Raw genomic sequence first — 14,657 nt, 5'->3', positions numbered from 1 at the left:
GCGGCTAAACTTGCATAGGATATCGCTCGAGAAGTAACTCCAGACGTTGGCGAATATCGACATCCAGCATCGTTGGCTCATCATAGGATTTCCCCCCGGCCAGTTTATCCGCCACCATCACATCATGCCGATCTCCCATTAACCCATTAATAGCGGCCAAAAATCTGGAAATCTGACGGGCTTCCCGGTTGCTGGGATCTATAGATCTCAGCGTGTCGTAAAATGAGACTTGTTGGCTAATAATTTTCCGCACATCGTGGAACTGCTTTCCAGTGAGCTGTGGATCAGCAATTAGCCTCTGAAGTTCGCGCATTTGCTCCTGGCGATATGCAATAAAATTGCTCTCGGTTTCTAAGTGAATATGACGCAAAGCGTAATTCACCAGCGACCAAATCGGCTTGCTGAGGAGGATCCGGAGAATATTACCGTAGAGTTTAAGGTTCTCTTTATTGCCGTTGCGAAAAGCATCCTGAAAATGCCCAAGAACTACGGTTGTTAAGTGAAAGAGGTGACTGGAGTTATGCTTTTTGCTGTAAAGCCGCTGAGCAAAGCGTAAATGCTTATAACGCGCACGAATATACTTATAGCGCATACGCGTTGCCGCAGATAATTCTACATCTTTAAGAAAATCATTGACTAAGCGTAATAGCTCCTGTCGGGTGAAACCGTCCTGCCAAAACTGCAGACACAAGGCATAATTATCCTGAATGCTCTCATAGGAACATTGCAAGTCAATATGCTGAGGTAAATGAATATCCGCCTCAACGATGTCATCTGTCTCTACCGCAGTAAACAGTAATTGGATCGTTTCTGTTGAGAATTTTTTCCTGTTGCTGCTATTAGTCATTGATTACTCTCTCTGGATACATTGAATCCCAGTAAATAGCGATTACGGTAAGCACTTATAGTCGGAATTAGCGTCAACAAAACGTCTAGACATTGGCCTGCCAAATAAGCGAATGCCGCGCCTTGCACACCAAAGATATGAGACATGACGATTAAGAGCCCAATGTATGAGACTGCGGCGATGGTTTGCACTATCAAGAAAGCCCGCTGTTTACCTGCCATAAACAATAGGGACTCCTGAGGAAATCCCAGCATGGACACGATAATGGCACCCAGCATGATTTGGATTAAATCATAGGCTTGCAAGTACTGGTAACCGAAAACAACTGAAATTAATGGCTTACCAACGACGATCACCAGAAGGGCCACGGCGAAGCCAATACCCCCGGCTAACAATGCCGATCGGAGGCCCAGTAGCCAGGGTTTTGTCGTGCGAGGATCCAGGCGCATGATCTCAGGATAGAAGCTCTTTTCCAGCAACTTGGCCGGGGTGCCTGTGGCATCAAAGAAGGTCATTGCAATTTTGAACAACCCAGCCGCTGCCGGACCCAAAACGACGCCAACTAAAACGGTACTGCACGAGTTACGCGTAGCCCAAATCGTATGTGCAAAATTGGTTGTCCATACGAAATTCCAGGCTCCCTCTATGCGGCGTGCGGTCTTAAATAGCCGTGGTTTCAGCGCATTATGAATATCCCTGCGGCGTAATTCACGCGCGGCAAACCACCAAAACAGGGTTCCTCCGATTAAGTTGGAGGCATACCATGTGATGATAAAACCCGGGAATCCCAGGTCAAAATAATAAGACAGGACACTTCCGATCGCCTGCAAAAAGGGTTTTATAGCCTGCTGAACGGCAATCAGATCGAAGCGGTCAAACGCCCGTAAAATCCCCGTAGGGGTTGACGACGTCATGGACGGGATTAATGTGCAGTAAAGAATGGCGAGCCAAAAACTTTCCTCATCCAAGCCTAAGGCGTGAGAGAGGAAGGGGAGTAATAACATACCGCCAAGCACGGCAATGGTTCCGCTCGCGATATCCAGACCGAATGAAAATGAAATGACGTCACGAAAGCGTTGAATGTTTTGGCGTTCTAATGCGGGAGTGCCAAATTGAACAACGAATTGCCATGTCTGAAACTTGATAAAATCACTGATCGCTTTTGTATAAGCCTGAATGATTACAAGTACACCAAACATTTCGGGCGACATGCCTTTACCGGCACAAGAAAGCGCAAGTAACCCAAGCAATGCACTAGCCACACTGCCGGAGCCTAAATAGGCGGCGTTACGTAAGATGGAGCGAAAAGCACCATCGGAAAACCAATGCTTCATAGTCAAACCAGCCATACTAACCACATGTACCCACTCTGACTTGAGAATGAGTAATATTGTTGGGATCCCGGCATATAAGAGTGATTTCGCTAGCCGAGAGTGGAATGGGTACGCGATGGAAGCATTGAAACTGAAGTTATCGCATTCAGTGCTTTTTCCAGTACTTCATCGTAGGGGGCTTTGGCATCCAACTCGATAATTCTGGAGCCATTATACTGTAGCCGAACCATGGCTGAAATTTTGTCCTTCAGTTCTTCATAACTGTGGTCGGGCTTACGTGAAAAGGCGGTATCGACATCAATATCAAGACGAATGATAAGTTCGGGGCGGCATAAGGCCATCCGCTGATACAGTCGTCGTTCACGAGCCGCTAAACGAGTCATTAGCCAGCCCTTTGCGCGCTCCACACCAATGCCCGGTCCGTCATAGTAAAAACCGGAAATTTCTGCCTGTGGAAAACGATCGCTGATCACCAATACCCCACTCTGTGCCAGACGCTGTACTTTGCGTAAATTGGCCGCGCGCCACAATGAAAAACCGTACATAATCAATGCCGCCCAGAGTGCCGGTGGTTTATTGCTCATGCGCTGAGTCTTGTCAGATTTGGCGGCCAGGCGCCGTTCAAGCCATACGCCAATGAAAGGCAGGCGCTTAATTTTATCGCCATCCTCCCCGGAGATAAGCCCTAAATAACGACGCTGGGTTGTCCGGTATTTTTGCAGATTTTTGACCAAATCGGCGGTAAGCGTGGACTTTCCAGTGCCGTCGCTGCCTACCACCGCAATAAGGCCGGTAATGCATGCAGATGAGGGATCTTTTTGTGTATTTGATTTATTTTTTTGCATTTTTTTCAGCATGAAAAGGTCATCAAAAGACTAAACCTCTGACGTCGTCAGTGAGGTTCGAATTGCACGCAGTGACTCATCGAGAATTTTACTCGCCGGCTCGCGCCCATCTAAATCCAGTATCTTTGCGCCATTAAACGTAAGGTGAGGGATGACGGCAATCTTTTCACGCAGAGCCGAAAGCTTATGATCGGGTTTACGTGAGTACGCGGTTTTTTCATCAATATCGAGACGAATCAATAAGAAAGGTGGATAAGACGCCATCCACTGATACAGCTTTTGCTCATGTTTTCTCAACCTTTGTACCCAACGATTACCGCCAACCGTTTTTGCAAGTTGCGGACCATCGAAACGAAAACCCGCCACTTCCGCTTGTGGGTAACGATCCGTCACCAGCAATTGCCCCTTGCGACTTTTCGCCAACATTCTGCGAAACTTATAAACTCGCCAATATGACAATAAAAAGATCACCAGCGCCGTTACATTGCCAGGAGGTGTTGAAGGGTGCTCATGAACACGATCAGACTTCGCCAGTAAATAACGACCAAAGGGTGCACCAATAATGGGCAAGCCGCTGATCCATTCTCCTATACGTCCCGAAGACTGGCCGAGATAAAGTAATTCCGTCGGCTCTTGCGCTGATAGATGATTGACCAGACTGGCAGCCAAAGTCGATTTTCCTGAACCATCACAGCCCGTTATTGCTATTACGCGCACAGGGGGATGATTAGCAATGGATATTGTCTGTTGACTCACAGTAATGGGTCCAATACAAAGAAACCATTGTATTGTAATCAGTCTTGGGTTCAAGGTATTTATTGTGCTCTATCTCGATAATTATCAAATTTATTTTGCCGGTAATTACATTCCACCATGGCAGTCTTGTTTTTTTGTGCTAATTGTTACCGAGATTTACCTTATGGCTCTTATTGCTAATGGGATATCACAGTGACGGGGACAGGAACGAGTGCTTCAATATTTTCTTAATATTTTGTGTGCAATCTCATTGGATTAAGGATGTTTATTTCTTGTCGGGTTGGTCACGGCTTTAAGCGACTTTTTTCTTGCGAAATGGTACATTTTATCAGGTGTCTTAAAAGCGAGTCTTATTATGAATTCAAAATTACCGCCGCTGATTGCGGTTATTGGCAGTGATGGCTCTGGTAAGTCTACTGTCTGTGAATCTCTTATCGTTCATGTAAAAAAATACGGCCCGGCAGTAAGGGTTCATCTGGGCAAGCAGGCAGGAAATGTCGGACGTGCTGTCTCACAATTCCCACTCATGGGGAGTTTTTTTGGCAAGGCCATTGAACGTAATACAAAAAAAGTCAAATCCACCAAGGCCAGGCTTGGTTTATTGCCGGCACTGGTCATTATCACTTTCGTTTTACGTCGATTGATACGTTTTCGCCGAATGTTGGCTTTTCGTCGGCAAGGGCTCATCGTATTAACCGACCGTTTCCCACAGGTGCAAATCCCTGGCGGATATGATGGCACCGTATTTCCCGTAAATGTAAAAGGCAGCCGCTTTGTCAAGTGGTTGGCGGGACGTGAGCGCGCAGCTTTCCAATGGATGGCAGATCATAAACCGGACTTGGTCATAAAGTTAAATGTTGATATTGATGTCGCTTGTGCGCGTAAGCCCGATCATCAGAAAGAGTCATTGGAAAAAAAGGTTGCCTTGACACCGCTACTCACTTTTGAAGGCGCGGAAATTGCAAATATTGATGCTAATAAGTCGCTTGATGAAGTGTTATCTGACGCTGAAAAAGCCATTGATGAATTTATGGAAGCGCATGGATATCGCTATGCTGTCGAAAATGATTCAGTCGTAACCTACTAATTATCACCGGCCTTTCTGCCAGACAATTAAGAAAGGCCGGTATAATCTGTAATACCAAGAGAAGGGCATCGTCTCTTTGAATATTAACCATGACTCTCTCATGGGCAATATGAAGGCAATTACTTTTTCAGTGCGGCAAAAGCCTGAATGATCGTATCAATCTCTTCTTCACTGTGTGCAGCATTAACGCTGCAACGCAGAAGCGTCATTCCTGACGGCGCTGCCGGTGGTAATACCAGATTGACATAAACACCCTTTGCGATCAGGTCGCGCCAGAAACGCAGGCCATCTTCTTTCGAACCAATCATGACCGGAACGACCGGGCTGATACGCGGGCCCAGCTCATAGCCCAGCTTGGCAAGACCCTGATAAAGCCGATGCGCGTTGCTCCAGAGTTTTTCCCGCAGTTCAGGATGCTGCGCGATCTTTTTCAAAGATGAACGCACCGAAGCGATACTTGATGGTGAAGGTGAGGCGGTAAAAATATAGGGGCGACTGCTGTAGCGCAGCACCTCCATGGCCTTGCTGCCGACGGCAAAGCCACCGATAGAGGCCAGGCTTTTACTGAATGTGCCCAGAACAATATCAACATCTTGCTCAACACCCAGCGCTTCTGCAAGACCGCGTCCGTTAGCCCCCATCACGCCAAATGAGTGAGCTTCGTCTACCAACAGATAACCGCCAAGACGCCGTTTGATGTCGACGATTTCGACCAGCGGAGCAACGTCACCCAGCATGCTGTAAATGCCTTCAACGATTATTATTGCCTCTCGAGCACGCTCGCCGAGGCGCACCATACGGCGCTCCAGATCTTTCGCATCATTGTGGCGGAAACGAATGATTTCAGCGCCGCCCAAGGCACAGGCATCATAAATACTCGCGTGGCTGTCTGCGTCTATCAGCACCACTGAGCCGGGGCCCGCTAGCGTGCTGATTACCCCGAGGTTTGCGGTATACCCAGTGGGAAACACAATGGCGGTAGGGCGGTCAAAGAAAGCAGTCAGTTCTTGCTCTAACATTAAGTGAGCACTGTAGCTGCCATTCGCCATGCGCGAACCCGTTGTACCGGTGCCCTGGGCGGCTAACGCAGCCTGCCCATCGGCAATCGCCTGCGCATCGAAAGTCAGGCCAAGGTAGTTATTTGTCCCTGCCAGGACAATTTTCTGGTTACCAATCCGTCCTTCGGTCGCGGAGTAAATCTCATCAATGCAGGTGCCAAAGGGATTTAGGCCAGAAGTCTGGAATTGCTCACGATCGTTGGCAAGCCGTGAAAATTTATCATACAGGCCCATTCGTTGCCTCCAGGCGAGGGAGTAGTGCGTTCAGCAACTGCTCTGGCGTTCTGACATCAAGTAATATATTGATAGGAATAGAAATATCCAATTCATCTTCTAACATCATCAGCAGATCCAAGACCCTGATGGACTCCAGGCCAAGATCATTGACGAGATCACTATCAGGTTTGATTTCTAATCCGCCTTCGACGAGACCTTGTAAGCAAGTAAGAATATAATCCATTACAGCGTCGCGATTTAGCATAAGAACTTTGGCAAACCTCTAATTAAGATAATTAAAATAGACCTTCACGCAGCGCGCGCTCCAAACTGACCTTGGGAAACCAATTAATACTCTCGGATAAGCGATGATTGCTCGCAGACCAGTCCGGATAGGTTAATTCACGTATTTTGTTGTGCGTCAGCATGGGTTCTTTCTTTGCCAAACGGCTCAACAAAATGCTGATGTCTGCCATGATATTCAGCAGAGGCAGCGGGATCCCCAGTAGCCGCACGGGGCCATTACGCACCGCGGCACCTATTTCCCGTAAGCGCCGCCAGCTATAACCACCGGCTATCCCATCGCATAATTCATAAGTCTGCGCCTGGGGACGTTCGGCTAATAACCATTGACTCACTGCTTCAGCTAAATCGCTCACATGCAGGAAAGTCAGCTTGGCTTCCGGCGAACCCAACCGGGGGAGGACGCCACGTAGCAGCCAGCTAAATATCGGTTTAAGCTCTTTATCACCGGGCCCGTAAACTGCGGTCGGACGAAAAATGCCCAGTGAAATGTCCGTGGCCATGGTCATTAACCGTTGTTCGGCAATATGTTTTGAATTCGCGTACCAAGACAGCTCAGGATGGCGGGCAGCAAGGGAAGATATAAACAAGAAACGCTTACAACTGCCACTTTGTCTCGCCGCCTGCATCAGGTGCAGGCTGCCGCTAACGTTGCAATGGGTAAAGGTTTCTTCGGTCTGCCCACGGACCTGTCCCGCACAGTGAACCACGAATTCCGCGTTACTAACCAACTCGCTGAGAGAGTCCCGATCTTCCAGAGCCCCCTGGATCCAGGTCAGGTTATCGGTCGACGTTTTACCGGTACGCCGGGTTAGGGCCCGCACGGTAAAACCCTGCGAAAGCAGGTTCTGCACGACGTGTTGGCCAATAAAACCCGTGGCGCCAGTAATGGCAACGGTGCCGATCATTGCGCAAAACCTGCCAACTGATGCATCGGCGGACAGATTGATGCGCTTAGCCAACGCTTCTTGGCTTCGGCGCGGGCCGGTTTCCCCGAAGATGTACGAGGAATGCTATGGGGTGGCAGCAGTTCAATATCCACCGCAATGCCGAATTCGCTTTGTATGCGTGCGCTCAGCGTATGGACGATTTGCTCTCGCCGCTCTTCAGCACTGACCCGGCACTGGATTTGCAGAATAATTCTGGCGCCGTCAGCGTGCTCTTCCGTGACGAAGGCAATGGCATCACCTGAGCGGATTTCAGGCTCGGATTCCGCGACATATTCAATATCCTGAGGCCAAATATTCCGGCCCCGAATAATGATCAGATCCTTCTTGCGGCCGGTGACGTAAAGATACCCATCCAGCAAATACCCCAGGTCACCGGTATCCATCCAACCCGTCGCCTGAATTTTTTGCTGCGATGCATCATCACGAAAATATCCATTCATCAGGCTGGGGCCGGAGATAAAAATACGGCCGACCTGCCGCTCTGGCTGGGGGAGCCCGGTTTCATTTCTAATTTCGATACGATGGCCTGGAAGCGCCTTGCCGCAATTGACAAACGTTGATGTGGCACGCGTTTTTTTGCCAGGTGCTACCGCTTTGCCCTCGTATTCCAAAATCTCGCGGTCGACTGCGTTGATTGGTGCGCCAGAGGCTTCGTCATAAAAACTTACCGCAAGGGTATTCTCGGCCAAACCATAACAGGGCATGAGTGCCTTGCTGTCAAAGTTGAGGTGGCTGAAGTGCTCACCAAACTGATTAAGTAACTCTGCCGGAATAGGCTCCGCCCCCACGCCAGCAACCCGCCAACTGGAAAGATCCAACCCGGTCAGCTCTTTGTTGTGGCTGTAACGTAAGCACAAATCGTAACCAAACGGAGGAGCGACGGACACCGTACCGCGATTTTTGGCAATCAGTTTTAACCATTGCATTGGTCGCATTGCAAAATCTTGCGTGCGCAGATAGTCAACCGACAACTGGGTCGCCACGGGGGTGAGCAGGAAACCGACCAACCCCATATCGTGATAGAAGGGCAACCAGGAGACGCAGCGATCGCCTGCACGTAATTTGATGCCGTCATGACTGATAGCACGCAGGTTAGCCATAACGGCACGTTGGGTAATTATGACTCCGCGCGGAAAGCGAGTGCTACCCGATGTATATTGGAGATAGGCAATGTCGTCGGATGACGGCGCTTGCAGTTCAATATCCCGCTCAGGCAATGCGTTAAAATCTGCGTTGCTAAGAATATGTGCCGGTGGTGTATCCAGAGCCGCCGAGCTAATCAACGGCACCCATTCTTCACCGCTGATAATGGCTGCAGGTTTACAGCTATTGATCAGACCCTGAAGCTTGATGGTATAGGACTCACGCTGTCCGACCCCCATAGGAATGGCCAGGGGCACAGCAACCAGGCCGGCATATTGGCAGGCAAAGAACGCCTCGACGAAACCCGCACTGGTTTCCGCGATAAGCGCAACGCGATCGCCTTTGTTGAGATTCAGTGATAACAGACGTCGTGCACCCGCTGCCGCCCGCTGTTTCAGCGTACGATATTCCAGTACGGCCACGAGCTGATTACGACGATCGTAAAAATTCATTCCTGTACTGCCCTGCGCTGCATAATCTAAAGCCTCCACCAACGTGGGGAAATCTGCATAACGCATGGGAAGAGAATGAGTTGAGCTTGTTTCAGACATAGACAAATTAGCCATAGATTAAAATCACCAAAAAGACAAAAGGCTATTGGCGTGAGAGTTAGCGTTTTACAATGAAAATGCTTTGAATATATCTGTTATTCAATCATTTTCTTTCATTCTACAAATAGCGCATGCGATGGTTAATAACCACCATGTCTACTCTGAACTAAAGATGAGAGATTGGTTGTCGATATTCCATGTCTATTTCACGTGAGGATCATGCCCAGCGAACGGTGGATGTACGGGCTGTTATCATTGGCTCCGGATATCATGGCCCTTTGGTCGACAACCTTCATCCAATGCCTGTCTTCGACACATTTTTGGATGGGAATAATCGCCGGTTTATATGATCTGACCTTGCGCATGGTTATCTCCGTACTTAAACATATCATAAACAGTATCCGGAAGACGTCGAAAAGTGAAAGCCTCATTTAGTCGGAAGGATAGAAAGAGCATTTAATGGTAAAATATGACAATGCTTCCCCAGACTAGAATTAGTAAACTAAAAACGGTAAGTTTTTTATCGCCAGAAATAGCACTAAATAATAAAAGGAGTGGTTTCCTTAGCGTTTGCACGTCCCTGTCAGGTAGCTCTTTGGATAAAGAACAGCAACAGCCAGGGTAAACTCTGGCCGGGTAACATCTTTTTTGACTTTAGACATTAATTAAATTTTCTTATCTCTTATAGGAATAAGACATCGTCAATAATGGATCCCCGGTCAGAAAATATCACTGGCGTAATAGTGATTTCATTTGATTATGTTATTAAATTTTAAGGTTATTTATGATTCGCATTGAGACTGTCCTGGATAAGCGTGATCTTAAGGCATTTATCGATTTTCCCTCATCACTCTATCGCAATGATCCTAGCTGGATTACTCCCTTGTATGTAGAGCGTGAAGAGCATCTTTCCAAGAAGAACCCTGGCACTGAACATATAGAATGGCAGGCATGGGTAGCCAAAAAAGAGGGGAAGGTCGTCGGGCGGATAACCGCTCAAATTGATTCCTTACACCGCGAACGCTATGGCGAAGATACCGGCCATTTTGGCATGATCGATGCTATCGATGATCCGGAGGTTTTTAGAGCGTTATTTACCGCAGCGGAAGATTGGTTGAAGTCAAAAGGTGCATTAAAAATCACCGGGCCATTTAGCCTTAATATCAATCAGGAAAGCGGCTTATTGGTTGAAGGTTTTGATACTCCGCCGTCAGCCCTGATGACACACGCCAAACCTTACTATGCCACCAATTTAGAGCGCCAGGGATATACACAAGGCATAGATTTATTGGCTTATTGGATGAAACGAACTGACCTGAATTTCTCGCCTTCATTAACCAAAATGATGGCGCAGGCAGGTAAAAAGGTGACCCTTCTCCGCCTCAATCGCAAACGATTTAACGAGGAAATGCAGGTACTTCGCGAAATTTTTAACTCGGGTTGGCAAGATAACTGGGGCTTTGTCCCCTTTACCGAGCATGAGTTCGCCACCATGGGGGACCAGTTGAAGTTTCTGGTCCCTGACGACATGATTTTTATTGCTGAAGTAGATTCAGTCCCTTGTGCCTTCATTGTGGGGCTGCCCAATATCAATGAGGCTATAGCCGATCTGAACGGGCGTTTATTGCCCTTTGGCTGGGCGAAGCTGTTATGGCGTCTGAAAGTGAGTGGCGTACGTACTGCCAGAGTCCCTCTGATGGGGGTTCGCCAAGAGTATCAATTTAGCCGGATAGGGCCGATTATCGCGTTGTTACTTATTGAGGCGTTACGTGACCCTTTTGCGAAGCGCAATATCGATGCATTAGAGATGTCATGGATCCTGGAGTCCAATAGCGGTATGCGTACGATCCTGGAGCGAATTGGGGCAGTGCCTTACAAGCGCTATCGTTTATACGAAAAGCAACTCTAACTCGTCTGATAGAGGGCACTTAAGGTGCGCTCAAGATGATGCAATACGTGCTGTGGTCAGAGGACATCCATGGCCGAAATTCCTTTTTTGTCGTTTGTGATCCCACATTGCCGGATTAACCCTGTTACCAGGGGGATTGTTTTATTTTATTAATCATTTAACCAATAACTACCGGTGCGTTATTTATTGGTTTTATAAATCACCCTGATTTTTATAAGAGTAAATGCATGTCATTTGAAAAGAAAAAAGGAATAAGACGCTTAACCAGTAGCATAAAAAACTCATTGGACGGTTTTGTTGGTGCCGTTATCACAGAGGACGCTTTTCGTCAGTTACTCATTATTAACTTAATCTTACTGATAGTTACATTTCTTATAGATATTACAAAAATGGAAAGGCTGTTATTGATTTCAAGTTGCTTCCTTTTACTGGTGGTTGAGTTGCTTAACACTGCGATTGAGAGCGTCGTCGATCGCATTTCTCTGGATATACATCCCTTATCGAAGCGAGCCAAGGATTTAGGCGGTGCGGCACAGTTGGTCACGGTTATTATGACAATAGCCCTTTGGCTGGTCGTGTTATTTTGATCACCAATCGCATCGGCGCCGATATTCCCTGCGCAACATGCAAGAATTTGAAAGACCGTACCAACAACGAAAAGTGTTCTTTGCCGTTGATTTGAATTGCTATCCAAGACGCCCGTTATCCGTCGGCTTGCAGTATTTCATCGCTCGCCTAAGCTGATGTTAACCATCTTTTATTTAAGGGTAATCGCTATGCTTAGGGTGTTAGGTACTTCAGTTTTGGGCGCTATGGCCCTGGTCTTTCTCGTGGGTTGCCAGCAAACGGCGCATAAGCCACCAACGGCACTGCAAGCGCAGCTGGATCAGCTTTCTACCCTGTTGGCGGGCAGTCATTTCCTGCGGCAAAACTGTGGTCGTGCGGATATTCCAGATGATGTCAAACTGCAACGCACCGCGATGCGCGTGGCAGAGCATCGCGGCTGGGATACGAAGGCGGCGGGCTATCAGCAGTTGCCGGCACTGGCTCAGGCACGCTACCTGGCCGTGTTGGAGGATCGTCAGTTGCTGACGGACAAATGTGCCGTGATGAACAATCGCACCGCAAACTTTATTGCCGCAGCCAAGTCCGATCAGGAAGACTACATGGAGTAGTCTATGCCTGGCTGAGGTGGGCGCTGCATACAGCTCTGCCCCAGCCATTTTCCTAATCCGCAGCGCATTGGCAAAAAATTCTTTGCAGGATAAGCATCTGTCACTCATTATTTGAAATGTTGTTTCACTTTTATCCCATGAGCCGATCTTGAACTTATATGCTGCCCTGCGTCAGCGTGTGGAAAACACGCCCTGGTACCCCAAACGCAAAAGCTACCGCGTCCTGTTTTGGCGTGAGATCACACCGCTGGCGGTGCCGATTTTTATGGAGAACGCCTGCGTCCTGCTGATGGGGGTGCTGAGTACTTTTCTGGTGAGCTGGATTGGCAAGGAGGCGATGGCCGGAGTGGGGCTGGCAGACAGCTTCAACATGGTGATTATCTCTTTCTTTGCCGCGGTGGATCTGGGTACCACGGTGGTGGTGGCCTTCAGCCTCGGCAAACGGGATCGCAAAAGAGCCCGTTCGGCGGCCCGTCAGTCGCTGGTGTTGATGACGCTGGTGGCTCTGGTGCTGGCTGTGGGCATCCATTTGGCGGGCGAGCAGATTATTAATGTGATTGCCGGTGCCGCCACGCCGGAGGTGAAGGCGCTGGCGCTTTCTTACCTGCAAACCACGGTCTGGAGCTACCCGGCGGCAGCCATTGCACTGATTGGCAGTGGGGCGCTGCGCGGTGCCGGGAATACCAAAATCCCGCTGTTGATCAACGGCGGCATGAATATCCTGAATATCATCATCAGCAGCATCCTGATTTACGGCATGTTGGGCTGGCATGGCCTGGGCTTTGTCGGGGCTGGACTGGGGCTGACCATTTCCCGCTATATCGGTGCGATAGCGATTATTTATGTGCTGATGATCGGCTTTAACCCGGCGTTGCACATCACGCTGAAAAGTTATTTTAGCCCGTTAAAGCTGACGATCCTGTGGGAAGTGCTGGGGATCGGCATTCCCGCCAGCATCGAGTCGGTGTTGTTCAACGGCGGTAAATTGCTGACGCAAATGTTTGTCGCCGGCATGGGCACCAACGTTATCGCCGGCAATTTTATCGCTTTCTCTATTGCCTCCTTGATTAACCTGCCGGGCAACGCCCTGGGGTCGGCGTCGACCATTATTGTCGGCAAACGTCTGGGGAAAGGGCAGATAGCCCAGGCGGAAAGGCAGTTGCGCCATATCTTCTGGTTGGCGACCATTGGCCTGACGGCGCTCGCCTGGGGTACCGCACCGCTGGCTGGGGTATTCGCCTCATTTTATAGCCAGCAAGATGACGTGAAGGAAGTGGTGAAGGTGCTGGTCTGGCTCAACGCCGCCTTTATGCCCATTTGGGCCGCCTCATGGGTGCTGCCCGCCGGTTTGAAAGGCGCGCGTGACGCCCGGTTCGCCATGTGGGTGTCGATGCTGGGTATGTGGGGCTGCCGCGTGGTGGCCGGCTATACGCTGGGTATCCTGCTGGGAATGGGCGTAGTCGGCGTCTGGCTGGGCATGTTTATGGATTGGGCGGTGCGCGGTGCGTTGTTCTACTGGCGAATGGTCAGCGGGCGCTGGCTGTGGAAGTACCCGCGGATAAAATCGAAAGTCGCTGAGGAAAAGGATCGGGTGAAGTGATCATTCCGCGTCCACCGGCGTTAGCGGGCAGTGCTCCTGCCGCCATTTGGCCGGTGAGATACCGTGGACCTGCTTGAAGGCTTTGGAAAAGTGCAGCTGGTTTTCATAACCGACCGAAATTCCCACCACTTTGATCGCCGTCTGGCTGTTGCGTAACAGACTGGTGGCGAGCGTCATGCGGAAGTTAAGCAAATATTCCTTTGGCCCAATACCGTATGCCCCTTTGAACAAGCGGCACAGATAACTGCGGTTGATATTGCAGTAGGCGGCCAGGCGCGCAATGGTCAGCTGTTCGTGGTAGCGGTTTTCAATCAGTTTGACCGCTTTGTGCAGATGCTGCGCCTTGTCACTGGGGTGTTCGTCGCTGCCCTGTAATCTATGGTCGATCAGCGCCGAAAAAAACAGGTAGCTCAGGCCGAGCGTTTTCAGGCGGTGTTCATCGTCATGAGTGACCAGTCGCCGCAGGTAGCGCAGGGCCTGGGGCGTCTCATCCGAGGGGCGGGCGCGATAAATCGGGAACTGGCGACTCAGGTGGCACTCTTCGAAAAGCTTGCCGGCCATCAGCCCGTCGACTTCCAGCCACATGTAATGCCAGGGATCTTTTTTATCGGCGCAATAGGTGGTCACGTCGTGTGGGTGGATCAAAAAACCTTCTCCGGCCACCACCGGAAATGCACCGTATTCGCTGTGCAGCACCCCGGTGCCGCTTATCACATAATGAAATAAATAGTGCTGGCGTACGGCGGGGCCAAAGCTATGCCCTTTGTCACAGTTCTCCTCACCATATTGGTACAGATTCAGCTCAATATTGTCGGTGCGGCTTAGGGTAAAACTCTTGTGCATCAGTTATTGTCCTGGTTTTCTTACCCACTGTAGCAGTGTA

At 49.4% G+C, this 14,657-nt stretch carries 14 protein-coding genes; 5 read left to right on the top strand and 9 right to left on the bottom strand.

The features are described 5' to 3' along the window. Positions 1–4: 4 nt before the first annotated feature. The 4 genes from NHG65_RS16945 to NHG65_RS16930 form a co-directional block, all read right to left on the bottom strand. Positions 5–847, bottom strand: a complete 843-nt coding sequence (locus tag NHG65_RS16945) for a hypothetical protein (protein WP_099064778.1) — start codon at positions 845–847, stop codon at positions 5–7. Next, positions 844–2,181, bottom strand: a complete 1,338-nt coding sequence (locus NHG65_RS16940) for a lipopolysaccharide biosynthesis protein (RefSeq protein WP_499183490.1) — start codon at positions 2,179–2,181, stop codon at positions 844–846. The genes NHG65_RS16945 and NHG65_RS16940 overlap by 4 nt, the downstream gene beginning before the upstream one ends. Positions 2,182–2,270: 89 nt before the next feature. Then, positions 2,271–3,026: a nucleoside/nucleotide kinase family protein gene (locus NHG65_RS16935; protein WP_099064816.1), complete on the bottom strand. Its 756-nt coding sequence runs from the start codon at positions 3,024–3,026 to the stop codon at positions 2,271–2,273. Positions 3,027–3,056: 30 nt separating this feature from the next. Then, the gene (locus NHG65_RS16930; RefSeq protein WP_112349511.1) at positions 3,057–3,782 is read right to left on the bottom strand and encodes a nucleoside/nucleotide kinase family protein; all 726 of its coding nucleotides are present in this window, start codon (positions 3,780–3,782) and stop codon (positions 3,057–3,059) included. Between the two features lie 355 nt (positions 3,783–4,137). Here NHG65_RS16930 and NHG65_RS16925 point away from each other — a divergent pair, with 355 nt between their 5' ends. Then, on the top strand, positions 4,138–4,869 hold the full coding sequence (locus NHG65_RS16925) for a dTMP kinase (RefSeq protein ID WP_413477806.1): 732 nt from the start codon (positions 4,138–4,140) through the stop codon (positions 4,867–4,869). 119 nt (positions 4,870–4,988) lie between these two features. Here the strand turns inward: NHG65_RS16925 and spt are convergent, their stop codons facing one another. The 4 genes from spt to NHG65_RS16905 are packed head-to-tail and all read right to left on the bottom strand — an operon-like array spanning position 4,989 to position 9,090. Beyond that, positions 4,989–6,161, bottom strand: coding sequence for a serine palmitoyltransferase (gene spt, locus NHG65_RS16920; protein WP_219016621.1), 1,173 nt, complete (start codon positions 6,159–6,161; stop codon positions 4,989–4,991). Further along, positions 6,148–6,408, bottom strand: coding sequence for an acyl carrier protein (locus NHG65_RS16915; RefSeq protein ID WP_099064773.1), 261 nt, complete (start codon positions 6,406–6,408; stop codon positions 6,148–6,150). The genes spt and NHG65_RS16915 overlap by 14 nt, the downstream gene beginning before the upstream one ends. Positions 6,409–6,439: 31 nt before the next feature. Beyond that, positions 6,440–7,354 (bottom strand): NAD-dependent epimerase/dehydratase family protein, encoded by a 915-nt coding sequence (locus tag NHG65_RS16910; protein ID WP_219016619.1) that lies wholly within the window; start codon positions 7,352–7,354, stop codon positions 6,440–6,442. Then, positions 7,351–9,090 (bottom strand): fatty acyl-AMP ligase, encoded by a 1,740-nt coding sequence (locus NHG65_RS16905; protein WP_198404487.1) that lies wholly within the window; start codon positions 9,088–9,090, stop codon positions 7,351–7,353. The genes NHG65_RS16910 and NHG65_RS16905 overlap by 4 nt, the downstream gene beginning before the upstream one ends. Before the next feature lie 784 nt (positions 9,091–9,874). On the opposite strand from NHG65_RS16905, the gene NHG65_RS16900 reads away from it, so the two are divergent. The 4 genes from NHG65_RS16900 to NHG65_RS16885 all read left to right on the top strand — a co-directional run bounded on the left by NHG65_RS16900 (position 9,875) and on the right by NHG65_RS16885 (position 13,774). Continuing rightward, on the top strand, positions 9,875–10,999 hold the full coding sequence (locus NHG65_RS16900) for an N-acetyltransferase (RefSeq protein ID WP_499182455.1): 1,125 nt from the start codon (positions 9,875–9,877) through the stop codon (positions 10,997–10,999). A 227-nt stretch (positions 11,000–11,226) separates the two neighbouring features. After that, a complete protein-coding gene (locus tag NHG65_RS16895; RefSeq protein WP_499182454.1) occupies positions 11,227–11,586 on the top strand; it encodes a diacylglycerol kinase in 360 nt (119 codons plus the stop codon). Between the two features lie 189 nt (positions 11,587–11,775). Next, on the top strand, positions 11,776–12,174 hold the full coding sequence (gene gspS, locus NHG65_RS16890; RefSeq protein WP_099064768.1) for a type II secretion system pilot lipoprotein GspS: 399 nt from the start codon (positions 11,776–11,778) through the stop codon (positions 12,172–12,174). 148 nt (positions 12,175–12,322) lie between these two features. Continuing rightward, positions 12,323–13,774: an EmmdR/YeeO family multidrug/toxin efflux MATE transporter gene (locus NHG65_RS16885; RefSeq protein ID WP_219016618.1), complete on the top strand. Its 1,452-nt coding sequence runs from the start codon at positions 12,323–12,325 to the stop codon at positions 13,772–13,774. Here the strand turns inward: NHG65_RS16885 and NHG65_RS16880 are convergent, their stop codons facing one another. Next, positions 13,775–14,617, bottom strand: a complete 843-nt coding sequence (locus tag NHG65_RS16880) for an AraC family transcriptional regulator (protein WP_499182453.1) — start codon at positions 14,615–14,617, stop codon at positions 13,775–13,777. Positions 14,618–14,657: the final 40 nt, after the last annotated feature.

It is taken from the genome of Serratia myotis (genome assembly GCF_027474885.1).
Lineage (GTDB): Bacteria > Pseudomonadota > Gammaproteobacteria > Enterobacterales > Enterobacteriaceae > Serratia > Serratia proteamaculans.
Note: the sequence above shows the minus strand (reverse complement) of the source record. Positions and strands in the feature narration are given on the sequence as shown.

What these genes read in the sequence shown, in the direction of transcription:
- NHG65_RS16945 (WP_099064778.1), bottom strand. Translation starts at nt 847, where the DNA reads ATGACTAATAGCAGCAACAGGAAAAAATTCTCAACAGAAACGATCCAA.
- NHG65_RS16940 (WP_499183490.1), bottom strand. Translation starts at nt 2,181, where the DNA reads ATGAAGCATTGGTTTTCCGATGGTGCTTTTCGCTCCATCTTACGTAAC.
- NHG65_RS16935 (WP_099064816.1), bottom strand. Translation starts at nt 3,026, where the DNA reads ATGCAAAAAAATAAATCAAATACACAAAAAGATCCCTCATCTGCATGC.
- NHG65_RS16925 (WP_413477806.1), top strand. Translation starts at nt 4,138, where the DNA reads ATGAATTCAAAATTACCGCCGCTGATTGCGGTTATTGGCAGTGATGGC.
- spt (WP_219016621.1), bottom strand. Translation starts at nt 6,161, where the DNA reads ATGGGCCTGTATGATAAATTTTCACGGCTTGCCAACGATCGTGAGCAA.
- NHG65_RS16915 (WP_099064773.1), bottom strand. Translation starts at nt 6,408, where the DNA reads ATGCTAAATCGCGACGCTGTAATGGATTATATTCTTACTTGCTTACAA.
- NHG65_RS16910 (WP_219016619.1), bottom strand. Translation starts at nt 7,354, where the DNA reads ATGATCGGCACCGTTGCCATTACTGGCGCCACGGGTTTTATTGGCCAA.
- NHG65_RS16905 (WP_198404487.1), bottom strand. Translation starts at nt 9,090, where the DNA reads ATGTCTGAAACAAGCTCAACTCATTCTCTTCCCATGCGTTATGCAGAT.
- NHG65_RS16900 (WP_499182455.1), top strand. Translation starts at nt 9,875, where the DNA reads ATGATTCGCATTGAGACTGTCCTGGATAAGCGTGATCTTAAGGCATTT.
- NHG65_RS16895 (WP_499182454.1), top strand. Translation starts at nt 11,227, where the DNA reads ATGTCATTTGAAAAGAAAAAAGGAATAAGACGCTTAACCAGTAGCATA.
- gspS (WP_099064768.1), top strand. Translation starts at nt 11,776, where the DNA reads ATGCTTAGGGTGTTAGGTACTTCAGTTTTGGGCGCTATGGCCCTGGTC.
- NHG65_RS16880 (WP_499182453.1), bottom strand. Translation starts at nt 14,617, where the DNA reads ATGCACAAGAGTTTTACCCTAAGCCGCACCGACAATATTGAGCTGAAT.